Here is a 25,492-nt window from a genome sequence, read left to right as displayed (position 1 = left end):
TCCACCCCGCTCCGGTTCCCAATGCGTCCCACCAGGATCGCGCGTGCCCGACCGCCAGACGTTGCTCCTCCTCGACGGCCACAGCCTCGCCTTCCGGGCGTTCTTCGCCCTCCCCGACAGCCTGCGGACCAAGACCGGGCAGCTCACCAACGCCGTGTACGGCTTCACGAGCATGCTGATCAAGATGATCGCCGACCACCGGCCCGACGGGATCGTGGTGTGCTTCGACAAGGGCCGTGACGTCGCCCGGACCGACGCCTACCCCGACTACAAGGCGGGGCGCGCCGAGACCCCCGACGAGTTCCGCACGCAGCTGGACCTGATCCACGAGGTCCTCGAGGCGCTCGAGATCCCGGTGGTCGAGGTCCCCGGGGTCGAAGCCGACGACGTGATCGCCACGCTGGCGGACCGAGCGGTGCAGGAAGGCCACCGCGTGATGGTCGTCACGGGCGACCGCGACGCGATGCAGCTCGTCGGCGACGGGGTCACGATCCTGTACACGCTGCGCGGCATCACCGAGACGGCCGAGATGACCCCCGAGGCGGTCGAGGACCGGTACGGCATCACGCCCGAGCGCTACCCCGACTACGCGGCGCTGCGGGGGGACACCTCCGACAACCTGCCCGGCGTCCCCGGGGTGGGGGAGAAGACCGCCGCCAAGCTGATCTCCAGGTACGGCGACCTGGAAGGCGTCTACGACCACCTCGACGAGGTCGGAGGGAAGAAGCTCCCCCAGAACCTCGCCGAACACAAGGATCAGGTCTTCGTCAACCGGATGCTGATGCGGCTGCGGCGTGACGTCGACGTCGCCGTGGACCTGGCGACGCTGCGCATGGGACGCCCGGTCCCCGAGAAGGTGCAGCGCCTGTTCGCGACGCTGGAGTTCACCTCGCTGTGGGAGCGCCTGCAGTCGGAGGTGCTCGGCGCGCAGCAGGAGGAGGACGCCGTCGGGTTCGAACGCCAGCCACGCCGGTTGGGCAGCGGCGAGCTCCGTCGCTGGCTGGAGGACATCCGCCCCCCACTCGCTGTCGCGCCGGTGACCGGCGGTGCCGTGCCGAAGCCGCGGTGGACGGCTGCCGGCCTCGCGGCGCCCGGCAGCGACCCGGTGGCGTGCTCGTTCGGTGACCTGGCGCGAGAGGACCTGGAGGCGTTCGCGCGGGCGCTGGCCGACCCGTCCCTGCCGAAGGTCGTGCACGACGTCAAGCTCCTTCACCACGCGACGCGCTCACGTGACTGGCACGTGACCGGGGTGACGCTCGACACGATGCTCGCGGCGTACCTGGTCAGCCCGGATCAGCGGTCGTTCGACCTGGACCGGCTGGCGCTCCAGCATCTCAACCGCACCATCACGGTCGATGAGGCCACGGAAGGCGACCAGCTCGCCTTCGACGTCGAAGACGGCGCGACCGCGTGGCGCGACCGCGCGCTACGTGCTCTGGCCACCCTCGAGCTCGCCGAACATCTCGAGCAGGAGTTGGACCTCCGCGGCCAGCGGGAGCTGCACGACACGATCGAGATGCCGCTGGCTCCGGTCCTGGCCCGCGTCGAGCGCACCGGCATCGCCGTGGACCTCGACGTGCTCGCCGAGCTGCGCGACCGTCTGGCAACCCGCTGCCAGCAGCTCGAGCACGAGATCTGGGACCTCGCGGGCGAGCGCTTCAACGTCGGGTCCACCCCGCAGCTGCAGGAGATCCTGTTCGACAAGCTGGGTCTGCCCAGGACGAAGAAGATCAAGACCGGGTACTCGACCGACGCGGCGTCGCTCGAGTCGATCGTGACCGCCCATCCGATCATCGAACCGATCCTGGAGTGGCGGGAGCTGTCCAAGCTGGTGTCGACCTACCTGGACGCGCTCCCGCCGCTGGTCGACCCCGAGACCGGCCGGGTGCACACCACCTTGTCGCAGGTCACCGCCGCCACCGGGCGTCTGTCCTCGTCGAACCCCAACCTGCAGAACATCCCGGTCCGGCGGGAGGAGGGGCGCGAGATCCGCCGTGCGTTCGTGCCGGGCCAGGGCTACGACCACCTGCTGGTGGCCGACTACTCCCAGATCGAGCTGCGCATCATGGCCCACCTGTCGGGCGACGAGGGGCTGCTGGACGCGTTCGCGTCCGGGGAGGACATCCACGCCACGACCGCGGCCAAGGTGTTCGACCTGCCCCTGGAGATGGTCGACGGGGCGCTGCGCGACCGGGCGAAGGCGATCAACTACGGCCTTGCATACGGCTTGACCCCGTACGGCCTGTCGCAGCAGATCGGCATCCCTCCCGAGGAGGCCCAGGAGATCGTCGACGCCTACATGAGCCGGTTCCCCAAGGTCGGCGAGTTCCTCCGCCAGGCGGTGCTGCACGCCCGCCGCGACGGCTTCACCAGCACGATCTTCGGCCGGCGCCGGTACCTGCCGGACCTGCTGTCGTCGAACTACAACCGTCGCAGCATGGCCGAGCGCATGGCGCTCAACGCCCCGATCCAGGGCGCTGCGGCGGACATCATCAAGCTGGCCATGGCCCGCGTGCAGGAGGCGTTGGACCGGGCGGGGCTGGCGACCCAGCTGCTGCTGCAGGTCCACGACGAGCTGGTGTTCGAGGTGGCCAACGACGAGCTCCGGGAGGCCCGCGACCTCGTCGTCGCCGAGATGTGCGGCGTCGCGGAGCTACGGGTGCCGCTCGAGGTGGACACCGCCTGGGGGCCGACCTGGTTCGACGCTCAGAAACACTGATGATCGCCGGTGGGCGACGCTGCCCGTGGCGCTGCGGTGGCCACGTCGGTCCGGCGCGACGGTCCTCGTCGATCTCGTAGATGCGGTAGGGGCCACGGTTCTCGCGGGCCAGCGCCGGGTGCAAGGTCTCCGCGCCGGGCGTCGGGCCGGTGCCACCGAGACCACCGCCACCGCCACCGCCACCCTCACCGCTGCCGTCACCGCCACCGCCTCCGGTGCCACGCCCGTTGTTGAGCGCGGACAGGTCGCTCCTGCCGGTGTGGCGGGCGCGGGCGCGCGCAGCCGTCTCGCGTCGCACGGTGTCGCCGTCCGGTGAGGTGGCGGTCACGGTGGCGACGTCGTCGACGTTGATGTGCCAGCCGCCGTGGTGGTGCATGGCGTGGTGGGCGGCGCACAGGGGGATCAGCCGGTGGATGTCGGTGTGCCCGCCGTGGTCCCACCAGTCGGCGTGGTGCAGCACGCACCAGGCCAGCGGCATCGAGCAGCCCGGCCAGCGGCACCCGCCGTCGCGCACGCGGGCGGCGGCGCGCTGGTCGGCGGTTGCGTAGCGCCGGGTGCGCCCAAGCCACAACGGGCGATGGTCGACGTCGGTGACCAGCCACGCCATGCCGGCGTCGCAGCACAGCTGCTCCAACGCCTGCGGGGGACAGGGCCCCGACCACGACAAGGTCGCAGGGTCCGCGGCCCGCCCCGCGCGCGCTTCCAGGGTGGCGAGTGGCACGACCGCGGTGATCTGCGGCGTGACCCCACCGTTGGCGGGTAGGCGCCCGCCGCGCAGTGCGATGTCGGCCAGCTGTTCGAGCGCGTCGGCCATGCGCTGACCGTAGGAGCGTTGATCGTCGTCGCTGCGCGGGGCGCCAAGGGCGTGCAGCGCTTCGGCGAGGCGCTCGCCGGCCAGCTGGTGCAGCCGCCCTTGGGTGAACACCGACCCGTGCCCGTCGGGTGTCAGGGTGAAGGTGCGCTGTTCGTAGGCGCGGCGCCCGTCGCGGCGGGCTGCCGCGTCCGCGTCGGCGGCTGCTTGCAGGCGCTGGCCCAGCCGGCGCACCTGAGCCGCGTCGCCGCGTCTGGCTTGGGCCAGCAGCGGCCGTTCGGCGTCGTGTGCGTCGGGCAGGGCTTTGGCGGCTGTGGCGATCGCGGCAGCGTGCTCGACGTTGATGTCCCCGTCAGCCAGCGCCCGACGCGTCGAAGACAGTTCGGTGTCGACGGCCGCCGCCGTGTCGGTCTCCTTCTTGGCCTGCGCGGCCGACATGCGCAGGTTGGACTGCAACCAGCCCTGGACCGACCGCTGCCCCAACCGTCGGTACGTCTCACGCCGCGACATGGTCGCAACCGCCGCCAACTTGGCCCCCGACAGGCGGTTGATCTGCGTGTCGAGCATCTGCACCCACCGGGCGTCCTCCCCGGCCGGCAACGTGTCGGCGTCCACCGCCACCACCGCGTCCACCACCGCCACCAACGCCCTCAACACATCAAGGCCACCGGTGTCGACGTCACGGTCGATGCCCACGCCAGCGCCCACACCGTCTCGGTCGACGCCCACGTCAGCACACGCGCTGTGACTCGCGCGGCCGGTATGGGCCGGGTCGACGCCCGGCTTCACGTCCATCCCCACGTCCATGGCGACCACATCCAGGTCCGAAATGCAGGTCCGACATCCAGGTCCGACATGCAGGTCCGACATGCAGGTCCGAATCCCAGGTCCGAACTGATGTTCGCATCATGCCACACGGCTGCGACAGGCGCCGACCATGGCGCTCATCACCTGTGGAGAACGAGGACGCGCCCGCACTCGCCGACGATGCCGTCGCCCAACCACGTGCGCAGCGACGGCCGCGACAGCCTCCTGCGTCCGTCGGATCCGGAAAGCCATGTGACAGTGCCGCCCTGTGTCAACCCTGCACCGAGGCGGTCGTCTCAGCCGCGGCGACGGCCAGCTCGGATCCGCGCTCGAGCTGCAGTGCACCCGCTGCCACGTCGAGCACCTCGAACCGGTAACGGCCTTCAGGGCCGGCCATCCGGAACCGCACCTGACCGAAGAGGTCGGTGTGACCCATCTTCTGGCCGGCCCGGTCCGGGCCCGCGATCCGAGCGATGACCGCCAGGTCGGGGCAGGGTCGACCGTCGGCGTCGCGGACCTGGATGCGGAAGGTCACCCGCAGCCGCCCGTCGCCCAGTTGCTCGGGCGGGAGCACCTCCACGTCCTCCACGCGGATCGGTTCGCGGAACAGGCCCCGTTTGGGCAGGTCGTCGGGGACGATCCCCGGCTGGCGCGGCGACGGCGGCATGGGCGGAGCGTACCGCCGGGTCGGGCGGTACCCTCGGTGGCGTCGAGCGCCGCGCCAGCGTCCGCAGCCGTTGACAGCGGTTGCCGGGGGTGGGACGCTCGCCACGCCGCGACCCGGTCGCACGGCACTTCGACGTCTCCGCTTCCCGCAGCGAGGAAGCGGGCTGCGTCCGAGGCGACCTGGCCGCGGTGCGCCAGCACCGGGCTGGCGCGACCAGCGACCGAACCAGGAGACCCCCCCAACATCATGGACCAGCAGCAGGAGACCCCGACCCCCGCCACGCCCGGCCAGCCCAGCCCCACGCCACTTGATCCATCGGGCTTGGTGATCATGCACGATCCCGGTAGGGAGATGACCTCGACCGGGGAGGCGATCGTCGAGAACGATCTCGACGTGGACCTCGACACCGCACTCGAGGCGACCTTCAAGTCCGTCGACGAGGGCGAGATCGTCGAGGGGGTGGTCGTCAAGGTCGACCCCGACGAGGCGCTGCTGGACATCGGGTACAAGTCCGAGGGTGTGATCCCCGCGCGGGAGTTGTCGATCAAGCAGGACGTCGACCCGCGGAGCGTGGTCCAGGTCGGTGACGTCGTCGAGGCGCTGGTCATCACCCGCGAGGACGAGCAGGGCCGGTTGGTGCTGTCCAAGAAGCGGGCCCAGTACGAGCGCGCGTGGGGGACCATCGACCGCATCTTCAACGAGGACAAGACCGTCAAGGGCACTGTCATCGAGGTGGTCAAGGGCGGCTTGATCCTCGACATCGGTCTGCGCGGGTTCCTGCCGGCGTCGCTGGTCGAGATGCGCCGGGTCCGCGACCTCAACCCCTACGTGGGGACGGAGCTCGAGTGCAAGATCATCGAGCTGGACAAGAACCGCAACAACGTCGTGCTGTCGCGGCGGAAGTTCCTGGAGGAGACCCAGGCCGAGTTCCGCCACGAGTTCCTGAACAGCCTCCAGAAGGGGGAGATCCGCAAGGGCGTCGTCTCGTCGATCGTGAACTTCGGCGCGTTCGTGGATCTGGGTGGGGTCGACGGCCTCGTGCACGTCTCCGAGCTGGCGTGGCAGCACATCGACCACCCGTCGGAGGTGGTGGAGGTCGGCGACGAGGTCCAGGTCGAGGTGCTCGACGTCGACCTGGAACGCGAGCGGGTCTCGCTCTCGCTGAAGGCCACCCAGGAGGACCCGTGGACGAAGTTCGCCCGCGAGAACCAGGTCGGGAACAACGTCGAGGGCGAGGTCACCAAGCTGGTCCCGTTCGGGGCGTTCGTGAAGGTCGCCGAGGGCATCGAGGGACTGATCCACATCTCGGAGCTCGCCGAGCACCACGTCGAGGCGCCTGAGGCGGTCGTCAACGTCGGCGACAAGGTCACGGTGAAGGTCATCGACATCGACGCGGTCCGCCGGCGCATCAGCCTCTCGCTGAAGCAGGCCGTCGCTCCATCACGTGAGGCCACGATGACGGGTCCGGGCGCCCTGACGCCGGAGCAGATCGCACTGGCCGAGACGGCGTACGTGGCCGGTGAGCGGGTCACGCCGGCGACCTCGGCACTGGGTGACCAGCTGCGCCAGGCCGGGTTCGCATCGTCGGCTGACCAGCGCACCGCCGAGGCGGAGCAGCGTGAGCCCGATCCTGGCGACACCGACGCGTCGCGTCCGACGGAGTCGCCGAGCGACGCTGTCGCCGATGCAGGCGAGCCCGCCCTGGAAGGTGAGCTCGCGGGGCAGGCCCAGGGTTCCGCGGCCGCCGAAGCCGCGACCGCAGGCGGTGACGTCACCGGCGCCGACGTCTCAGGCGGGGACGTCTCGGGTGAGGTCCCCGACACCGCGGAGGAACCGCCGCCGCCCGCCGCAAGCCCCGAGGCGCCGTCCAAGGCGGTCGCTCAGGTCGACGAGGAGGCGCTGGCCGAGACCCCGGAGGAGGCCCCGCAGCTGCCGCCCGAGGAGCAGGCCGGTTCACAGGCCTGACGTCGCGCGACCGCCGTGCACCTGGTGGGGTTGACCGGCGGGCTCGCGAGCGGCAAGAGCACGGTCGCGAGCATGTTCGCCGACCGCGGCGCCGTGGTGATCGACGCCGACGCCATCGCCCGCGAGGTCGTCGCGCCGGGCACGCCCGGGTTCGAACAGGTCGTGGAGCGCTTCGGGGACGAGGTGGTCGGGCCGGACGGATCTCTGGAACGTGACCGGCTGGCAGCGATCGTCTTCGACGACGGATCCGCCCGTGCCGACCTCAACGCGATCGTGCACCCGAAGGTCGGCCAGCGCATCGCCGAGCTGGTCGCCGAGCACGCCGACTCCGACCGCGTCGTGGTGGTCGACGTTCCCCTCCTGGTCGAGGTCCAGGCCGACCGCGGCTACCGGGACGTCGTCGTCGTGACCGCGCCTGAGGAGCTCCGCGTCGAGCGGGTCGTCGCACGGGGCATGGACGAGGGCGATGCGCGCGCCCGCATCGCGGCGCAAGCCAGCGACGCCGAACGCCGGGAAGTCGCCACGCACGTCATCGATAACAGCGGCGACCTGGACCAGCTGGAAGCGCAGGTGGACCACGTCTGGGAGGACCTCCAGGCAGCCGCCGCAGCGGAGGACGGGTGAACGTCACCACCGTCATCTTCGACGCCGGCCTCACCCTCGTTCGCCCGGAGCCGTCGTTCGCCGCGGTGTTCGCGCGTGCGTGCGCAGCGGCGGGTGTCACCGTGGACGCCGACGACATCGCCGCGGCGAACCATCTGTGGGCCGAGCATCACGATGCCTGGCGGGCCCGCGGTGAGCCGTCGCCCTGGGAAGGTGACGACGCTGCCGAGAGCCGGTACTGGCGTGGCCTGTACCGCCGCTACCTCGGCCACCTGAGGGTCGAGCACGACGAGCGCCTCCCGTGGCAGGTGTTCGACGCGTTCATCGACCACCGCTCGTACGGGACGTACCCGGACGTCGCCGAGGCCCTCGACGACCTCGACCGCCGCGCCATCCGCCTCGGTCTGCTGTCCAACTGGGGGAGCCGCCCCGCGCTCCGGGAGGTGCTGTCGCACGCCGGCCTGGCGGACCGCTTCGATGCTGTGGTGGTGTCCGGCGAGGAGCGTGTCGCCAAGCCCAACCCGGCCGCGTTCGACCTCGTGCTGCAGCGGTTGGGGGAGCGGCCCGGTGCACACGTCGCCTACGTCGGTGATGATCTCCGCCACGACATCGACCCCGCCCGTGCACTGGGCTTGACCGCCGTGCTCGTCGACCGCCAGGAACGTCGCCGCCACCACGACGGCCCCCGGGTCACCGACCTGCGTCAGCTCCCGGCGGTGGTCGCTCTGGCCCGGCGGGAGCGTCTCGGGTGACGCCACCGTGGGCGATCCGGGCGCTGGCGGCGCTCGCGGCAGCGATCCTGCTGGTCGGTTCCGCCATCGCGATCTCGCGCACCCGAGCACCAGAGGCTCCCCGGGACGAAGCGGCGACCGAGGCTGACGTGGCGCCGACCCCCACGGGGTCGCCCAGGTCCGCCCCTGACCTGCCGCACGAGCCGGCTGATGCGGAGGCGCTCGGTGGCGACGCGCTCCTGGCCGCCGGCCTACGGGCGGCGAGCGGACCGTGGGCCGACCTGGGACATCCGGCATGGCCGGCGGAGGAACGCCCGGTCTACGTGGCCAGCCTTCGCCTCGATCCAGGCCGTCGACGCCTCCAGGCGGACGTCGTGGTCGCCTACCGGGCCGACCGTGACCTCGACCGACTGGTGCTGCGGCTCCTGCCCGCGTCCGACACCCTCGCCGACGCGGGGACATCGTTGGACATCGCCACCAGGCGCGACGGGAGGGACGTCGCCAGCGACGTCGACCCGGCCGGCGCCCGGCTGTTCGTGAGACTCGACCCGCCGCTGAGGGAGGGTGACGCGACGGTGGTCCGTGCCCAGCTGAGCTACGCGCTCGCCGACCGTGCCGACATCCGAGACGACGGCGGACCGGTCGGGTTCGGGTTGCTGGCGTGGAGCCCTGAGGTCACGGTCCTGGGCCACTGGCTCCCGCTGCTCACCGTCCCTAGCGACGACGGTCCCATGATCCCGATCGGCGACGTGGGTGCCTTCCCGGTGGCGGTGTGGTCCCTGCGGATCCACACCGGTGGGGCGGAGATCCTCACCGGGGCCGAGGAGCAGGACTGCCCCGCGGCGGTGCGGACCATCCCCGACGAGCCGTGCGTGTGGGCGAGAGGTGTCGCGCTCCGCGACGTGGCCGTCGTCGCCTACGACCGGCTCGAGAGCCGGAGTGCCACGGTGGGACCCGTGCGGGTCCACGCGTCGGGACCTGCCGGGATGGCCGGCCTGGACGAGGCGCTGGACATCTCGGCCGCGTCGGTGCGCAGCTTCCTGGAGCGGTTCGGCCCGCTGGCGTGGCGCGAGGTGGACGTGGTGGCCGCGCCGTTGTCGGCCGGCGCTGCCGGGATGGAGTTCCCCGGCCTGGTGGTGATCGGCGAGGACCTGTACGACCGGATGGACGTCCGTTTCGGTGCGTACATCGTGGCGCACGAGGTCGCCCACCAGTGGTGGCACGCACTGGTGGGCAACGGGTCGCTGTCCGCCCCGGTGGTCGACGAGTCCCTCGCCCAGTACTGCGCCTACCTGTTCTACGCCGACACCTACGGGCAGGACGTCGCCGCCCAGCTGGCCGACAGGGTGTTCGTCCGCCGGTACGAGCTCGCCCGGGACGCCGGAGTGCAGGACGAGCCGCCCGCACAGCCGCTCGGCGAGTTCGACAGCGTCGAGGCGTACGGGGCGCTGGTCTACGCCCGTGCGCCGCTGGGATGGCTGGCCGCCGAGGAGGCCGCCGGCCGCGAGCAGCTGGTGGGCTTCCTCGGCGACATCGTCGACCGGGCGGGGCTGGGCTTCATCACCGACCGTGAGCTGCTGGCGCAGGCGCGTGACCGCGACCCGGCTGTCGCCGATGCGCTGCAGCGGTACTGGTTCGACCCGGCCCCTGTGGGTTGACGCCGGGAAGGCGGCTGGGTGGGGTGACGTTACGCTCGGGGCGGGCGCTGTCGCGCTCGCACAGAGCTCCGGAGGGCGTCTACGTGCCCGACTTCCAGGTGGTGAGCGATCTCAGGCCGTCCGGCGATCAGCCGGCGGCGATCGAGGCCATCGCCGAGGCGCTCCTGGCGGGGGAGAAGGCGGTGACCCTCCTCGGCGCCACCGGGACGGGGAAGACGTTCGCGGCAGCCAACGTCATCGAGCGTGTGCAGCGCCCCACGCTGGTGATCGCCCCGAACAAGACCCTCGCGGCGCAGCTCGCCAACGAGTTCCGCGAGGTCTTCCCGCACAACGCCGTCGAGTACTTCGTGTCCTACTACGACTACTACCAGCCCGAGGCGTACATCCCGCAGACCGACACCTACATCGAGAAGGACTCGTCGATCAACGACGAGATCGAGCGCTTGCGTCACCGCACGACGATGTCTCTGCTGTCGCGCCGGGACGTCGTCGTGGTGGCGTCGGTCTCGTGCATCTACGGTCTGGGATCTCCTGCCGAGTACCGCGACCACGTGCTGTGGCTCCGCCGTGGGGACGACTACGGGCTCGACGCCGCGCTGCGCAAGCTGGTCGACCTGCAGTACCACCGCAACGATCTGAACCTGATCCGCGGGAGCTTCCGGGTCCGGGGCGACACCGTGGAGGTGTTCCCCACCGATGACGAGCTCGCCGTCCGCTTCGAGTTCTTCGGCGACGAGGTCGACCGCATCACCCGGCTGAACACCTTGACGGGGGAGGTGACCGGGGAACTGCAGGAGTTCGCGGTCTTCCCGGCGTCGCACTACGTGGCGTCACGGGCGAACGTGGAGCGCGCCATCGCCACGATCGAGGCCGAGCTCGACCAGCGACTGGCTGAGCTGCGCCACCACAACAAGCTGCTGGAGGCGCAGCGCCTGCGGATGCGGACCAACTACGACCTGGAGATGATCCGCGAGGTCGGCTTCTGCTCGGGGATCGAGAACTACTCGCGGCACTTCGACGGTCGTGCGCCGGGGACGCCGCCCTACACCCTGCTGGACTACTTCCCCGAGGACTTCGTCCTGATGACCGACGAGTCGCACGTCACGATCCCGCAGATCGGCGGGATGTACGAGGGCGACCGTTCCCGGAAGGAGGTGCTGGTCGAGCACGGCTTCCGGCTGCCGTCGGCGCTGGACAACCGGCCGCTGCGGTTCGATGAGTTCCTGGACCGGATCGGTCAGCGGCTGTTCATCTCAGCCACGCCCGGCTCGTACGAACGGCGCGAGTGCACGACCTTCGTCGAGCAGGTGATCCGCCCGACCGGGCTGGTCGACCCCGAGGTGGTCGTCCGCGACAGCCGAGGGCAGATCGACGACCTGATGCACGAGATCTCGGCACGTGTCGAGCAGGACGAGCGCGTGCTGGTCACCACGCTGACCAAGAAGATGGCCGAGGACCTGACCGACTACCTGCTCGGCAACGGGATCCGCGTGCGGTACCTGCACTCCGACATCGACACGGTGCAGCGCATCGAGATCCTCCGCGACCTGCGCATGGGCGAGTTCGACGTGCTCGTCGGGATCAACCTCCTGCGTGAGGGCCTCGACCTCCCCGAGGTCTCGCTGGTGGCGATCCTGGACGCCGACAAGGAGGGGTTCCTGCGGTCGGGGACGTCGTTGATCCAGACCATCGGGAGGGCCGCCCGCAACGTCCACGGCCAGGTCATCATGTACGCCGACGCCGTCACCGACGCGATGCGTGCCGCGCTCGAGGAGACCGACCGCCGGCGCGACAAGCAGCTGGCGTACAACCGCCAGCATGGGATCGACCCGCAGACGATCCGCAAACGTGTGGGCGACATCATCCAGGCCGCGCGGGCGGCCGAGGCGGGGCGCGCCTACACGGCGGTGGACCGGCCGCGGCGCGGCGGCCTCACCGAGCCCGACGCCACCGAGCTGCCCCGCGACGAACTACGCGCCTTGATCCAGCGGCTCACCGACGAGATGCACGAGGCCGCCGGGGAGCTGCGGTTCGAGTACGCCGCGCGGCTGCGGGACGAGCTTGCCGAGCTCAAGCGGGAGCTGAAGGCGATGGACGTCGCCAACGTGTGACGGCTCCGTGGTCGGCGGTCTTGGTTCGGCCTGGGTCACCAGGCCGGGGGGGCGGTACGGGACTTCGTTCGCCCGTCCCACTCGTCAAGAGGGGCGCAATGCCACCACCAGTCGGGACGAAGCCGTCCTGCCCCGGGCAGCGCCGTCCGGCCGTTGGCCCACCGCAGGACCTCCCACGGCTCGCCGCCAGCCGGTGCCCAGGGAAACAGCCGTGCCACGACACGGGCGCACAGATCCCCCGGTGGTGCGTACTCCAGGCCGAGGCCCTCGGCGATGTCACCGGTGTGCACGAGGATCTCGTCACACCCCATCGCCGCGAACCCTTCCGCATCGGCCATGCCGGCGGGATGGTAGGCGCGCGTGCCAACCGGCGCGGCCTCGACCACGGCAGCGAGGATCGCCGCGGCCGACTGCACCGCATCCAGCAGGTCAGGCACCGAGGCCTCGGGATCACCGTCGCGCACGAACGCGAGCCGGTCGGTCGCCCGGCTGGCGAGGTGAGCGGCGTAGAGCAACAGCGCATCAGGGAGGTGGTCGAGCGTGCGCCGGCAAGACCAGTCGAGGCCACCGGCGCGACCTCCCCAGTCCCGATCGGCTCCCGGCGCCAGGGAGGCCGTGCACAGCCGGGCGGCCGTTCGCACGTCCTCGGCAGACATCGCCATGGCGCTGAGGCTAACCGCCAGTATGCGACAACCGGGAGCAACCCAAGGGTCACCGCCGCTGATCGCCGCGACGTTTGGAGCGGCCACTCGTCGACGGGCGCGCCGGGGGCGTCGATACGGTGAGGCAGGAGCGAGCGGGAGAGTGAAACCCCATCCGAGGTGAGCCGTGCGGTTCCTGAACGGGGCGCTACCGCCTCACGAACTGACCTACGACGACGTCTTCCTCGTCCCCAGCCGCTCGGCGGTCGAGTCGAGGCTGGACGTCGACGTCGCCACGCACGACGGCAGCGGGACGACCATCCCGATCGTCGTGGCGAACATGACCGCCGTCGCCGGCCGTCGCATGGCCGAGACCGTGGCCCGCCGCGGGGGCCTCGTGATCATCCCCCAGGACATACCCGTCGACGTGGTCGCCGACGTGGTGTCCTGGGTCAAGGACCGCCACGTCGTTCGCGACAGCCCGATCACACTGCGGCCGACCGACACGGTGGCTGACGCGCTCAACCTCCTCCCCAAGCGGGCACACGGTGCGGTCGTCGTGGTCGACAACGACCGCCCCGTCGGTGTGGTGACCGAGGCGGATTGCGACGGCGTCGACCGGTTCACGCAGCTGGCTGCCGTGATGTCGACGGATCTGGTGACCATCCCTGCCTCCCTTGCGCCGCGGGACGCGTACAACGTCCTGTACGAGTCCCGTCGCCGCCTGGCGCCGGTGGTCGGGTCCGACGGCAGGCTGGTGGGGCTGCTCACCCGGGAGGGAGCGGTCCGCGCCAGCCTCTACGAGCCGGCGGTCGATGCGGACGGCCGCCTACGGACCGCCGCGGCGGTCGGCATCACCGGAGACGTCAGCGGGAGGGCCAAGGGCCTCGTGGAAGCTGGCGTCGACGTGGTGGTGGTCGACACCGCGCACGGTCACCAGGAGCAGATGCTCGACGCGCTCGCGACCGTGCGCGGCCTGGACCCCCCGGGTCCGGTCGTGGCCGGCAACGTCGTCACAGCGTCGGGTGTGCGCGACCTCGTCGACGCCGGCGCGGACGTGGTCAAGGTGGGCGTCGGCCCGGGCGCCATGTGCACGACCCGCATGATGACCGCGGTCGGCCGTCCGCAGTTCTCCGCGGTGACCGAGTGCGCCGCACAAGCACGTCGCTTGGGCCGCCACGTCTGGGCCGACGGCGGCGTCCGCCATCCACGAGACGTTGCGCTGGCGATCGCCGCCGGGGCGTCCAACGTCGTGATCGGGTCCTGGTTCGCGGGCACGCACGAGTCACCGGGCGACCTGCATCGTGACGAGGAGAGCCGCCTCTTCAAGGACAGCTTCGGGATGGCATCGGCCAGGGCGGTCCGCAACCGGACGATCGCCGACAGCCCGTTCGAGCGGGCTCGGAAGGCACTGTTCGAGGAGGGCATCTCCACCGCCCGCATGTACCTGGACCCTGACCGGCCCGGCGTCGAAGACCTGATCGACCTGATCGTGGCCGGCCTACGCAGTGCTTGTGCGTACGCCGGAGCACGCGACCTCGAGGCACTCCACGAGCGGGCCGTGGTCGGCGTTCAGACGGCAGCCGGCTTCGCCGAGGGTCGTCCGCGGCGCGAGAGCTGGTAGCGGTTCATAGCAGGGAGAGGGCGCTGCTTCGCCCATGCTGCAGCCCATTGCCTCGCCACGCGTCCTGGAGCGCCGACACCGTGATATCGGCCGCCCGAGCATGCGCCGCAGCGCCGCCGTGGAAGCCATCGGGCCCGAAGTCGCCTTCCAGCTGTTCGGGCAGGGTTGCGAACGGGATCCCGAATTCCTCGGCGACCGACTGCTGTGCGGCGGCGACCGCGCGGCAGGCCGCCCCCACCACGACGTTCAACGGCCGCGGCAACCCGGGAGCGTGGCGGAGATCCGTTGGCCCGCCGAGGAACAGCTGGGCCTCGGGAGCCGCGACGCGGACGGCCTCGAGGAGGTCACGGGTGTCGGCCGTGACGTGACCGGGCAGACGCCGCCCGAACGCGTCGTTGGACCCGACGGACATCACCACGAGATCCGGGTCCATCTCTGCCAGCCTGGGGACCTGCTGATCGATGACGTCGCGCAGCCGTGCGCCGCGCTCGGCGACGCAGGCCACGCGGACGCTGGCCGCCAGCAGCTGCCCGAGACGGGAGGCGAGCTGGTAGGGGTAGGCGAGGTCTGGATCGTCGAGACCGAACCCCGACGCGGATGAGTCGCCGAGGACCGCGACGCGCAGCTGCGCCTCGCCGGCGCCGACGACGGTGTCGTGATCCAGTCGGTGGTCGTGAACGTGGGCGACACGACGCAGTCGCAGGACCCGGCGGACGTTGTGGGCGGTGACCGCCGCGCCGGCGAACACGGCGGCGGGAACCAGCTTCGCTCGGGGCATCTTGGCCGCAGCCTCCCTGACCGGACACGGGCGGGCACGAGGCGGGCAGTTCGCGCCGCTCTTCCGCCCCGGCGACGCAGGGTACAGCGCCGGCCACACAGCCGCCGTCACAGCCGGCTTCGGTTAGGTTCAGGGGTGGAAAAGGAGCGACATGGCGACGGTGGTGGTGGTTGGCGACGGACCTGCGGGGCTGAGCGCCGCGCTGTTCCTGGCCAAGAACGGCCAGGACGTGGTCGTCTTCGCCCAGGACGAGACGGCGATGCACTACGCGTACCTGTACAACTACCTCGGGATCGAGGAGATCGCCGGGACGGAGTTCCAGGGGATCGCCCGTCGACAGGTCCAGCGCTTCGGTGCGCGACTGCGCGAGGACAAGGTCGCATCCATCCGCCGCGACGGCCGGGCGTTCGTCGTGGACACCGACGGGGGAGCACAGCAGGAGGCGGACTACGTCGTGCTGGCGGGAGCGCGCGCGTCGGTCATCCTCGCCCAGGAGCTCGGGGCCGACATCGAGGAAGGCGCGGTCAGGGTCGACGCCAACCAGGCGAGCTCACTGGACCGGCTGTACGCCGCCGGCCGCATCGTCCGCCCGCACCGCAGCCAGGCGGTGATCTCCGCGGGCGCAGGAGCGGTCGCCGCGCTCGACATCCTGTCACGCGAGGCCGGGAAGGACGTCCACGACTGGGACACGCCACCCGAGTAGCGGCCTGCACCGGGTCGCGCCGGGGGCGTGCCACGGTCACTACGCTCCCCGCCCGTCCCCGCCGGGCGGAAGGCGCGACCGTGTCCGACTTCCTCGTCAACGTCCACTCGATGTTGCGCTGGTTCGTCGTGGTGGGCCTGATCGGCGGCGGGGCGTACGCGCTGCTGCGCGCGCCCAGTGACCGCCGCTTCGAACCGCGGGTGTTCGTGGCGGCAGCGATCATCGTGGACGTGGAGGTCACGCTCGGCATCCTGCTGTACCTGGTGAACGCCGGATGGGGACAAGGCCTGTTCATGGCCGTGATCCACCCGGCCATGAGCATCGCCGGGCTCGGCCTGGTGCACGCAGGTCTGGTCCGCGCGCGGCGCAGCGACATTCCGGGCGACGCGTACCGAACGGTCGGGGCGGCGTTCCTCGTTGGGATAATCGTGATCGTCCTCGGAGTTCCGTGGGGGCGGTGACGTGGGCGCGGCATGCGCCCACCGGCTCGGTGGCCGAGCGAGGGCCCATCACCGGTGGTCGACGGTCACCAGCCGCGCGCGCGCCACTCGTCGAGATGCGGCCGCTCACGGCCGAGCGTGGTGTCGTCGCCGTGTCCGGGATACACCCACGTCTCGTCCGGGAGACGCGCGAACAGCTTCTTCTTGACGTTGTCGAACAGCTGAGGGAACGTCTCCGGTGTGGTGCGCCCCACGCCGCCGGGGAACAGCGAGTCGCCCGTGAAGAGGTGCGGTCGCTGGTCGGCGCCGACCAGGAAGTTGATGCTCCCGGGAGTGTGACCCGGGGTGTGGATCACCTCCACGCGCATGCCTCCGAGTTGCAGCTGGTCGCCGTCGTCGAGCAGCCGGTCGGGTTCACGCGGGAACAGCTCGCGGTCGTCGGCGTGTCCCCAGACGTCGAGCCCGGGATCCGTCGCCAGGTCGGGCCACGCCCGGACGTGGTCCCAGTGTCCGTGGGTTTGCAGCACGGCGACGGGCTCGAGGTCGCTCGCCGCCTGGCGGATCCGCTCCGCGTCGGCTGCTGCGTCCACGATCATGGCGGCGCCGGTGGAGGCGTCCGCGACCACGTAGACGTTGTTGTCCATGTCTCCGACGGAGAGCTTGCGCACGAGCAGACGTCCGTCGCGGCGCTCGACCGGCCCGCCGCCGGGGTCGACGTGACCTGAGTAGGCGTCACCCAACGCTGCCTCCTCCATGTCCCCGTGCCACTGTAGAGGCCGGACCCGAACACCGGTTCGCCTCGCGTACCGTCCCCTGCGATACGATCGGCACCTCTCGCAAACGATCCCGCGAACCCTGCCGACCAACCCCGGAGACGTCCGACCGTGCCCAGCGAGCAGGTGATCGAGCACGTCTCGCACGCGGTGATCACCGTCCGCGGTGCCCGCGAACACAACCTCAAGGACGTCAACCTCGAGCTCCCCCGTGATGCGCTGATCGTGTTCACCGGGCTGTCCGGCTCGGGCAAGTCCAGCCTCGCCTTCGACACCATCTACGCCGAGGGGCAGCGACGCTACGTCGAGTCCCTGTCTGCGTACGCCCGGCAGTTCCTCGGTCAGATGGAGAAGCCGGACGTCGACTTCATCGAAGGGCTGTCCCCGGCGATCTCGATCGACCAGAAGTCGACCTCCCGCAACCCGCGGTCCACCGTCGGGACGATCACCGAGATCTACGACTACCTGCGGCTGCTGTACGCCAGGATCGGAACACCGTACTGCCCCAACTGCGGTCGGGAGATCTCGCGCCAGACCGCCGAGCAGATCGTCGACCAGGTCCATGAGCTCCCGCCGGGGACACGTTTCCAGGTGCTCGCCCCCGTCGTGCGTGGCCGCAAGGGCGAATACGCCAACCTGTTCCAGCAGCTGTCACGGCAGGGGTACGCCCGGGTGCGGGTGGACGGCGAGGTTCACCCGCTCGAGGACCCGCCGAAGCTCAACAAGCAGCGCAAGCACGAGATCGAGGTGGTGGTCGATCGCCTGGTGCAGAGGGGGGATCTGCGCCGGCGCCTGACCGACTCGATCGAGACGGCCCTCAACCTGGCGGAGGGGGTCGCGATGATCGAGATCGTTCCCTCCGAGGGCGGCGGCGAACCGGAGATCCTGACGTTCTCCGAGCACCTCGCCTGTCCGGTGTGCGGCCTCTCGTTCGATCAGCTCGCGCCGCGCAACTTCTCGTTCAACTCGCCCTACGGGGCATGCGAGGAGTGCAGCGGGCTGGGGACGCAGCTGACCGTCGACCCCGAGCTGGTGGTCGGCGACCCACACCTGTCGATCGCTGATGGCGTGATCCTGCCGTGGGCCGGCGGCCACCAGAGCAACTACTACGAGCAACTGCTGCGGTCGGTGATCCGCGATCAGGGCGCCGACCCCACCAGCCCATGGAAGGATCTCCCTGCGCGTGTCCGCCGCGCGGTGTTGCACGGGCTCGACCACCGCGTCCACGTGCAGTACACGAACCGCTACGGGCGCCGACGCTCGTACAAGGCTCGTTTCGAGGGCGTCCTCCCGTCGCTGCTTCGCCGCCACACCGAGACCGACTCCGACTACGTCCGCGGACAGGTCGAGCAGTACATGCGTGAGGTGGCCTGTCCAGCGTGTCACGGGCAGCGCCTGAAGCCGCTCGCGCTGGCCGTGACCGTCTCCGGGATCGGGATCGCCGAGCTGGCCGCGCTATCGGTCGCTGAAGCCGACGAGTTCGTCGCTGACCTTCAGCTGTCCGAGCGCCAGCAGCTGATCGCCGCTCGGGTCCTGAAGGAGATCCGGTCGCGACTGCGGTTCCTCCTCGACGTCGGCCTGGAGTACCTCACCCTCGACCGCTCCGCCGGATCGCTGTCGGGCGGAGAAGCGCAGCGGATCAGACTGGCGACCCAGATCGGCGCCGGTCTGGTCGGTGTCCTGTACGTCCTGGACGAACCATCGATCGGGCTGCACCAGCGCGACAACGCCCGCCTGATCGAGACGCTGCTCCGCCTGCGCGACCTGGGCAACACGCTGATCGTCGTCGAGCACGACGAGGCCACCATCGAGGCTGCCGATCACATCGTCGACATCGGTCCCGGCGCCGGCGAACACGGCGGGGAGATCGTTCACTCCGGGTCGCTGGCCGAGCTGCTGCGGCAAGACAGCTCGATCACGGGGCGGTACCTGTCTGGTCAGCTGTCGATCGCGACCCCGACCCAGCGTCGGCCGGTGCACCACGACCGGGCAGTGACGGTCGTCGGAGCCAGCGAACACAACCTCCACGACATCGGCGTGTCTTTCCCGCTGGGGACCTTCACCTGCGTGACCGGCGTGTCCGGATCCGGGAAATCCACGCTCGTGAATGACATCCTCGCCCGGGTGCTGATGAGACACGTCTACTCGTCGCGGGAGGCTCCCGGTCGTCACCGCCGCGTGACCGGTCTGGAGCACGTGGACAAGGTCGTGGTCGTCGACCAGTCACCGATCGGACGCACGCCACGCTCGAACCCGGCCACCTACACCGGCGTGTTCGACCACATCCGCAGGCTCTTCGCGGCGACCCCGGAGGCGAAGCTCCGCGGCTACATGCCCGGCCGGTTCTCGTTCAACGTCAAAGGGGGACGGTGCGAGGCGTGCCGCGGTGACGGAACCATCAAGATCGAGATGCACTTCCTGCCCGACGTGTACGTCCCGTGTGAGGTGTGCCGCGGCCGTCGCTACAACCGCGAGACCCTCGAGGTGCACTACAAGGGCCGCACCATCGCGGAGGTGCTCGACATGACGGTCGAGACGGCGCTGCACTTCTTCGAGCCGATCCCGGCGATCGCGGCGCACCTGCAGACGCTGAGCGATGTGGGCCTGGGCTACCTCCGCCTCGGTCAGCCCGCCACGACTCTGTCGGGCGGTGAGGCCCAGCGCGTCAAGCTGGCCTCGGAGCTGAAGAAACGCGCAACCGGCCAGACCGTGTACATCCTCGACGAGCCCACCACCGGGCTGCACTTCGCCGACGTCGCGCGGCTGCTCGACGTCCTGCACCGGCTGGTCGACAAGGGCAACACCGTGATCGTGATCGAGCACAACCTCGACGTGATCAAGACGGCGGATCACGTCATCGACCTGGGGCCTGAGGGCGGCGTCGGCGGCGGAACCGTGGTCGTCGCCGGAACCCCCGAGGACATCGCGGCCGAGCCCGCGTCGTACACAGGCAAGTTCCTCCGCGACCTGCTCACGTAGCCGATCCCGACCGGCGGCGGCGCCCCGCCCGCACCAGCGCACCCAGCAGCGCCCCGAGAGCCGCCGCGCGCGTCGCCCATACCCACACCAACGGCCAGGCGCGTACCGGGCCGTAGTCGATCGCGTCGGGGTGGTGGCGGTCGAAGGTCTGCTCGAAGCGCACCGGTCCGGGGTCGTCCACGGGGCACAGGATCTGGCCCACCGGATCGCCGCCGCGGTGAACCATCTCCAGGTGCGGCGTGCGATCGCCCCGCGACCAGCCCAGATGCGCCCACGGCGGGACCTCGACGACGGCCTCGGTGACCGCAGCGTCCAACCGGTAGCGCGAGATCGTGAAACCGATCGGGTACCGCACCTCCTCGACGCGTTGCGCGGACCCGCCGCCCGCCACCGTGAGGACCGTGGGGTTGCGGTCCTCGAACGTCAGCGTGAAAGCCGGTGACTGGCAGGGCGCCGACAGACGGACCGGTTCACCGGGGATCCACTCGTCGTTCCAGGTCTGATCGACCACCGGGGCGAGATCGGGCGCGACCACACCGCGGACGTACGTCGCGTCGAGGTAGCGGTGCACGCCGGGCGGCTCCGCCCCGGTGACGAACGCGACCACCGCGAGCAGCGTCACCGCCGCCCAGCGCGCCGGCAGAGCCAGTCCGATCCCGCCGGCCACCGCCAGCACCGCGGCACCCAGCGCCCCGTACAGGTGTCGGCCCACCATCAACCCGACTCCGCCGAAGGCGCCGACGATGACGGCGAGCATCCCGAGGAATGCCGCCGGCGTGGCGACCGCGAGCCATCCCAGCCGCGCAGCCGCCCGCTGCCGGCCGCGGATCAGCGTGACCACGAGGCCGCCGGCCACCGCGGCGAGGAACACCGCGGTCCACCGCAGCGTGTAGGCGTTCCACGCCGGGGCGAGGAGCTGCATGTCCCAGAAGCCCAGCGACGCGGCCTCGACGTGGTCGGCGAGACCCGCGAGGGTGGTCACCGGCGCGCTGAGCTGCAACGCGCCGGTGATCGCGTGGGCTTGCACGGCGCCGCTGGTCGCGCCGTAGACGACCAGGTTCCACACGACCCAGGGGGCGATCAGGACGGCGGCGATCCCCCCCACGACGGCGGGCCAGCCGACCAGCGTGCGCACCGGTGGACGCTGACGGCCCGCCACCAGCAGCGCACCGAGCGCCACCACCACAGCCAGCCCCACCGCCGTGGCCTTGGTCAGCAACCCCAGACCGAACAGCGTCCCGGTCGCGACCGCCTGCCGCCAGGTGATGCCACGGCGGATGGCACGGGCGACCGGGATGAGCGTGGCGACACCGAGCGGGACGATCAGCGCGTCGTTGTTCACGGTGGCGAGGTTGGCGTTGAACCCCTGCACGAAGACCAGCAGCAGCGGGCCACCGAGCCACACCGCGGGGCGCTCCGGGAAGAGCTCGCGGGCGAGAACGTAGATGAGCGGGACGGCGGTCAGCGCCAGCAGCAGCGAGGCGAGACGGAGCGCGAAGACGACAGGTGCGATCCCGGCGTCACGCAGCGCGAGGTACGCCGGTGTCAGGACGGCGTAGTACAGCGGGGGCTGGACCCCCTCGTAGGACTGTGCCACCGCCGCCCAACCGGCCGGCTCCTCGACCGAAACCGGGATCCGGCCGATCGTCGACGTCGGGGCCGATTTCAGCAGCCGGAGCAGATCCGGGTGCAGCGTGTCGGTCCCCACGATCGGTGGCCGGCCCCTGGTCGCCAGGGAGACGACGTAATCGATGTGTTGCGCCTCGTCGATCGGGCTGGTGATCTCCACGACCGTCACCCAGAACAGCCCGCGGACCAGGCCGACCAGGGCGATGGCGAGCAGGACGGCGACGTGCCGCCGCGGCACGGGCACCCTCACGGCCCGACGCCGCAGACCCGGATCCTGTCCGCGACCGGGACCTCCAGGAAGACCGTCGAGTCGGGGCGGGTGACCGTGAGGAACTGCGGGGTGTCCTCCGGGAAAGGCCAGACGCGTGGGTGGCGCACCCCGCGGCCGTCCGCATCGGCGAGGTAGGCGACGAGCTCACCCGCGTGGCTCGTCCGTAGCCGCACCGTGGCCGGGCCCGGGAACGTCAACGCGATCTGCGTGTGGTCCCCGGCGGCGAAGGTCACGCACCCATCCCGGACCGGGGGGACGGTCCCGAACGACACCCCGGTGACCTGGACGGAGGGCTGGCGGGCGGGGGGCCGCACCGCGGTGGCGGTCAGGTCCATCTGCAGGTTGGCCGCGGCTTCCAAGCGAGCCACCGGGCTCGGCCGATCGGGTTCGGGGAGCGCGCCGCGTGCGGCCAGAGCACGCAACTCCGGGGCCTGCAGGTTGGGGAGGCCGGAGGCGACCTGCGCGGAGACCAGCGGGGCACCGGACTCGACCAGGTCCGCTGCGGCGAGGATGTGGGCCTTCAGGTGCTGCTCGTCCTCGCCGGTGATGCGGGCGGCGTCGACAAGCAGGGACCAGTTGCGCCAGGTGAGTGCCACGAGGAGCACCATCACCAGGGTCCGCCGTGTCGAACTGCCGGCGGCCGGGCCGGTGAGCGCCAGCCCGGCCAGCGGCAGCAGCAGGCCGGTGGCCACGTACACGTAGCGCGGGGAGCGGGCCAGTGACAGCCCGGCGCCGGTCCGCCCGACGCCGATCAGAGCGAACAGCGTCATCGCCCCGACCGCCATGGCGATCGGGACCCCCCACGACACCGCCCGGCGTCGCGCCGTGGACGCGGCCAGGACCGCGGTGACGAGCAGGACCAGTCCACCCCAACCGTGCAGGCCCGTGACCTCCTCGGCGGTCCCGGCCATCCCCACCCACACGTACCGGGCGACCCCGCCGATCGAGCGCTGCGCGAGGTGCGCGTGCGAGCCGAGACCCTGCTGCCCGTACCCGGCGAGCCAGGTGACGTACACGACTGCGGCCGGGGCGACCACCAGCGCGGCCGTCCGCACCCGGCCCCGCAGCGCCGCCGCCAGCCCCGCGACCCCGACCATCACCACCGCGACGCCTGAGGTGAGGAGCGAGACGACCGCCGCGCCCACGGCGCCCACGTGGCGCCGTCGACGGTCGTCGGCGACCAGGATGATGGCCAGCAGCCCCAACGCCAGCGCAGCGTTGAAACCCAGCTGGAACGCCCACAGCAGGTTGTCGTGGCCGGCGCCCAGGACGGTGAACACCGCTGCCAACCCTGTGGCGACCCACGGGTCGGTCCCGGTGCGTCGCATGATGCGCCACAGCAGGTGCGCCGCCACCAGGTGGGTCAGCAACGCGATGGTGACGTACGGCACGTACGAGCGCAGCCCGACCGTCGCGATCAACGCCCGGTACACCAGGATGGGCAGCGTCGACCAGTGCTCGTTGTGGGGCTGCAGGAGGCTGTCGAGCGAGTCGGCTCGGCGGTCGACCAGGAAGTCCCACTCGTCGGCGACGAACCACTGGTGCCGGTTGACCCACAGCAGCGCCGCAACCGCCACCAGGAGGACCGCCGCGTGCAGGCGGGCGGCGGCGCGGGAGCGGTCCACGGCGGCGCAGCGTATCTTCGAGCGCGTGGAGAACCCCGCTCTGGCGTTCCGCCCCGAGCCCGGCGCCATCCCCGATGCGGCGGGCTGTTACCTGTTCCGCGACCACCACGGCCGTGTGGTCTACGTCGGGAAGGCGAAGTCGCTGCGACAGCGCCTCGCCAGCTACTTCCAGTCGTGGCAGCAGATCGCACCACGGACCCAGGCGATGCTCGAAGCCGCCCGCAGCGTCGACTGGATCGTCGTGGACAACGAGGTCGAGGCGCTGCACCTCGAGTACAACCTGATCAAGGAACACCGTCCCCGCTACAACGTCCGGTACCGCGACGACAAGAGCTACCCCTACCTGGCCCTGACCACGTCAGAGGAGGTTCCCCGCGCCCGGGTCCTGCGCAACCCCCGCAACCCGCGCGACCGTCGGTTCGGGCCCTACGCACATGCCTACGCCATCCGGGAGACCCTCGACCTGCTGCTGAGGGTCTTCCCGGTGCGTTCCTGCTCCCAAGGCGTCTACGACCGTGCTCAGCGCAGCGGCCGACCCTGTCTCTACTACCACATCGGCCGGTGCGCGGCTCCCTGCGTCGGTCACATCGGCGTGGAAGAGCACCGGCAGCTGGTCGGTCAGCTCGCGGCGTTCCTCGACGGAGACAGCGACGAGACCCTGGCGCGGATCGAGCGGGAGATGCGCACCGCCGCCGACGAGCTGAACTTCGAAGCCGCGGCACGCCTCCGCGACCAGCTGCTGGCGGCGCGGACGGTCCTGTCCAAACAACAGATGGTGTCCAGCCGCCGGGAGGACCTGGACGCGGTCGACCTGGTCGAGGATGACCTCGAGGCTGCGGTGCAGGTCTTCTTCGTCCGGCGTGGGCGCGTGGTCGGCCGGAAGGGCTGGACCGTGGACAAGGTCGAGCAGCTCGACACGCCGGAGCTGCTGACGTCGTTCCTCCTCGAGCTGTACGAGGAGCGCCGCGACGATGTCCCCCCGCTGGTGCTGGTGCCGACCCAACCAGCCGACCACGACGCGGTCGGCGCGCTCCTCGGTGAGCTGCGTGGCAGCACGGTCCGCTTCCACGTGCCGCGGCGAGGAGAGAAGCGGGCCCTGCTCGAGACGGTCCGCGACAATGCGCGGGGAGCGTTTCAGCGGCACAAGCTCACGCGTGCCCAGGACTTCAACGCGCGGTCCCAGGCGCTGCCCGACCTCCAGGCGGCGCTCGGGCTGGGCGACGCCCCGTTGCGGATCGAGGCGTTCGACATCTCGCACCTCGGTGGCACCGAGGTGGTCGGCTCGATGGTGGCGTTCGAAGATGGCCTGCCCAGGAAGTCCGAGTACCGCCGCTTCAAGGTGGGCGCCGATCGCAACGACGACTACGCCGCGATGCACGAGGTGATCCGACGGCGCTTCGCGCGGCTCCTGGAGGACGAGGTCGCGCCGGCGGACGCCCCCAAGCGGTTCGCGTACCCGCCCAACCTCGTGCTGGTCGACGGTGGCCCCGGGCAGCTCAACGCGGCGTTGGCCGCGCTGCGCGACCTCGGGCTCGGGCAGCGGATCCAGGTCGCGGCGTTGGCCAAGCGGTACGAGGAGCTGTACGTCTCCGGCGACCCCCAGCCGATCGTCCTCCCGCGAGGCAGCCCGGCGCTGTTCCTGTTGCAGCGCGTCCGCGACGAGGCGCACCGGTTCGCGGTGAGCTACCACCGGATCCGGCGGCGGCGGAGCGTCATGACCTCGGAGCTGGACGCCGTCCCCGGCGTCGGGCCGGCCCGCCGCCGGGCCTTGCTCCGGCGCTTCGGGAGCGTCACGGCGCTGCGACACGCCAGCGTCGCGGATCTGATGGAGGTGCCGGGGGTGTCTCGTACGATCGCGACCGCGGTCCGAGCCCACCTCGCGGGGCCCGACGGCGAGGAGGCCACGGTTTGAGCCCGGTGGCGCACGTCCTGGTGTCGCTGATCACGTTGGGCAGCG

The 25,492-nt window shown here is 71.0% G+C and carries 17 protein-coding genes; 11 read left to right on the top strand and 6 right to left on the bottom strand.

What is annotated here, in order from left to right; translation table 11 throughout:
- The first annotated feature begins 61 nt into the window (after positions 1-61).
- Positions 62-2,719 carry a DNA polymerase I gene (gene polA, locus KY462_01425; GenBank protein ID MBW3576402.1) on the top strand — a complete coding sequence of 886 codons (2,658 nt, stop codon included), beginning with the start codon at positions 62-64 and terminating at the stop codon, positions 2,717-2,719.
- 1,889 nt (positions 2,720-4,608) lie between these two features.
- Here the strand turns inward: polA and KY462_01420 are convergent.
- Entirely contained in the window at positions 4,609-5,004 is a 396-nt protein-coding gene (locus KY462_01420; protein MBW3576401.1) for a hypothetical protein, read from the bottom strand.
- Between the two features lie 351 nt (positions 5,005-5,355).
- Here KY462_01420 and rpsA point away from each other — a divergent pair, with 351 nt between their 5' ends.
- The 5 genes from rpsA to uvrB all read left to right on the top strand — a co-directional run bounded on the left by rpsA (position 5,356) and on the right by uvrB (position 12,072).
- A complete protein-coding gene (gene rpsA, locus KY462_01415) occupies positions 5,356-6,969 on the top strand; it encodes a 30S ribosomal protein S1 (protein MBW3576400.1) in 1,614 nt (537 codons plus the stop codon).
- Positions 6,970-6,984: 15 nt separating this feature from the next.
- The gene (gene coaE / locus KY462_01410; GenBank protein ID MBW3576399.1) at positions 6,985-7,593 is read left to right on the top strand and encodes a dephospho-CoA kinase, long form; all 609 of its coding nucleotides are present in this window, start codon (positions 6,985-6,987) and stop codon (positions 7,591-7,593) included.
- Positions 7,590-8,324, top strand: a complete 735-nt coding sequence (locus KY462_01405) for an HAD family hydrolase (protein ID MBW3576398.1) — start codon at positions 7,590-7,592, stop codon at positions 8,322-8,324. Before coaE ends, KY462_01405 begins: the two co-directional genes overlap by 4 nt.
- The gene (locus tag KY462_01400; protein MBW3576397.1) at positions 8,321-9,961 is read left to right on the top strand and encodes a hypothetical protein; all 1,641 of its coding nucleotides are present in this window, start codon (positions 8,321-8,323) and stop codon (positions 9,959-9,961) included. Before KY462_01405 ends, KY462_01400 begins: the two co-directional genes overlap by 4 nt.
- An 83-nt stretch (positions 9,962-10,044) precedes the next feature.
- Positions 10,045-12,072 carry an excinuclease ABC subunit B gene (uvrB, locus tag KY462_01395; protein MBW3576396.1) on the top strand — a complete coding sequence of 676 codons (2,028 nt, stop codon included), beginning with the start codon at positions 10,045-10,047 and terminating at the stop codon, positions 12,070-12,072.
- A 35-nt stretch (positions 12,073-12,107) separates the two neighbouring features.
- Here uvrB and KY462_01390 read toward each other — a convergent pair whose 3' ends face one another.
- The gene (locus KY462_01390) at positions 12,108-12,734 is read right to left on the bottom strand and encodes a hypothetical protein (GenBank protein MBW3576395.1); all 627 of its coding nucleotides are present in this window, start codon (positions 12,732-12,734) and stop codon (positions 12,108-12,110) included.
- 166 nt (positions 12,735-12,900) lie between these two features.
- Between KY462_01390 and KY462_01385 the strand changes: the two genes are divergently transcribed.
- The gene (locus tag KY462_01385; GenBank protein ID MBW3576394.1) at positions 12,901-14,337 is read left to right on the top strand and encodes a GuaB1 family IMP dehydrogenase-related protein; all 1,437 of its coding nucleotides are present in this window, start codon (positions 12,901-12,903) and stop codon (positions 14,335-14,337) included.
- Positions 14,338-14,341: 4 nt separating this feature from the next.
- On the opposite strand, the gene KY462_01380 is transcribed toward KY462_01385, so the two are convergent.
- Complete coding sequence (locus KY462_01380) at positions 14,342-15,115, bottom strand: hypothetical protein (protein MBW3576393.1); 774 nt, start codon at positions 15,113-15,115, stop codon at positions 14,342-14,344.
- Between the two features lie 151 nt (positions 15,116-15,266).
- Between KY462_01380 and KY462_01375 the strand changes: the two genes are divergently transcribed.
- Together KY462_01375 and KY462_01370 are read left to right on the top strand one after the other, a co-directional pair.
- Positions 15,267-15,818 carry an FAD-dependent oxidoreductase gene (locus tag KY462_01375; GenBank protein MBW3576392.1) on the top strand — a complete coding sequence of 184 codons (552 nt, stop codon included), beginning with the start codon at positions 15,267-15,269 and terminating at the stop codon, positions 15,816-15,818.
- Positions 15,819-15,898: 80 nt separating this feature from the next.
- Positions 15,899-16,279 (top strand): hypothetical protein, encoded by a 381-nt coding sequence (locus KY462_01370; GenBank protein ID MBW3576391.1) that lies wholly within the window; start codon positions 15,899-15,901, stop codon positions 16,277-16,279.
- 65 nt (positions 16,280-16,344) lie between these two features.
- Here the strand turns inward: KY462_01370 and KY462_01365 are convergent, their stop codons facing one another.
- Complete coding sequence (locus KY462_01365) at positions 16,345-17,013, bottom strand: MBL fold metallo-hydrolase (GenBank protein MBW3576390.1); 669 nt, start codon at positions 17,011-17,013, stop codon at positions 16,345-16,347.
- A gap of 168 nt (positions 17,014-17,181) precedes the next feature.
- Between KY462_01365 and uvrA the strand changes: the two genes are divergently transcribed.
- Positions 17,182-20,010 (top strand): excinuclease ABC subunit UvrA, encoded by a 2,829-nt coding sequence (uvrA, locus tag KY462_01360; protein ID MBW3576389.1) that lies wholly within the window; start codon positions 17,182-17,184, stop codon positions 20,008-20,010.
- Here the strand turns inward: uvrA and KY462_01355 are convergent.
- Entirely contained in the window at positions 20,003-21,877 is a 1,875-nt protein-coding gene (locus KY462_01355) for a glycosyltransferase family 39 protein (protein MBW3576388.1), read from the bottom strand. The two genes, uvrA and KY462_01355, sit on opposite strands and share 8 nt — an antisense overlap.
- Before the next feature lie 8 nt (positions 21,878-21,885).
- On the bottom strand, positions 21,886-23,331 hold the full coding sequence (locus KY462_01350) for a hypothetical protein (protein MBW3576387.1): 1,446 nt from the start codon (positions 23,329-23,331) through the stop codon (positions 21,886-21,888).
- A gap of 16 nt (positions 23,332-23,347) precedes the next feature.
- Here KY462_01350 and uvrC point away from each other — a divergent pair, with 16 nt between their 5' ends.
- On the top strand, positions 23,348-25,447 hold the full coding sequence (uvrC, locus tag KY462_01345) for an excinuclease ABC subunit UvrC (GenBank protein MBW3576386.1): 2,100 nt from the start codon (positions 23,348-23,350) through the stop codon (positions 25,445-25,447).
- The last annotated feature ends 45 nt before the right edge of the window (positions 25,448-25,492 follow it).

This window comes from Actinomycetota bacterium (assembly GCA_019347675.1).
Taxonomy (GTDB): domain Bacteria; phylum Actinomycetota; class Nitriliruptoria; order Nitriliruptorales; family JAHWKO01; genus JAHWKW01.
This window is presented reverse-complemented; position numbering and strand designations above follow the sequence as displayed.

What these genes read in the sequence shown, in the direction of transcription:
- KY462_01420 (MBW3576401.1), bottom strand. Translation starts at nt 5,004, where the DNA reads ATGCCGCCGTCGCCGCGCCAGCCGGGGATCGTCCCCGACGACCTGCCC.
- rpsA (MBW3576400.1), top strand. Translation starts at nt 5,356, where the DNA reads ATGACCTCGACCGGGGAGGCGATCGTCGAGAACGATCTCGACGTGGAC.
- KY462_01390 (MBW3576395.1), bottom strand. Translation starts at nt 12,734, where the DNA reads ATGGCGATGTCTGCCGAGGACGTGCGAACGGCCGCCCGGCTGTGCACG.
- KY462_01380 (MBW3576393.1), bottom strand. Translation starts at nt 15,115, where the DNA reads ATGCCCCGAGCGAAGCTGGTTCCCGCCGCCGTGTTCGCCGGCGCGGCG.
- KY462_01375 (MBW3576392.1), top strand. Translation starts at nt 15,267, where the DNA reads ATGGCGACGGTGGTGGTGGTTGGCGACGGACCTGCGGGGCTGAGCGCC.
- KY462_01365 (MBW3576390.1), bottom strand. Translation starts at nt 17,013, where the DNA reads ATGGAGGAGGCAGCGTTGGGTGACGCCTACTCAGGTCACGTCGACCCC.
- uvrC (MBW3576386.1), top strand. Translation starts at nt 23,348, where the DNA reads ATGGGCAGCGTCGACCAGTGCTCGTTGTGGGGCTGCAGGAGGCTGTCG.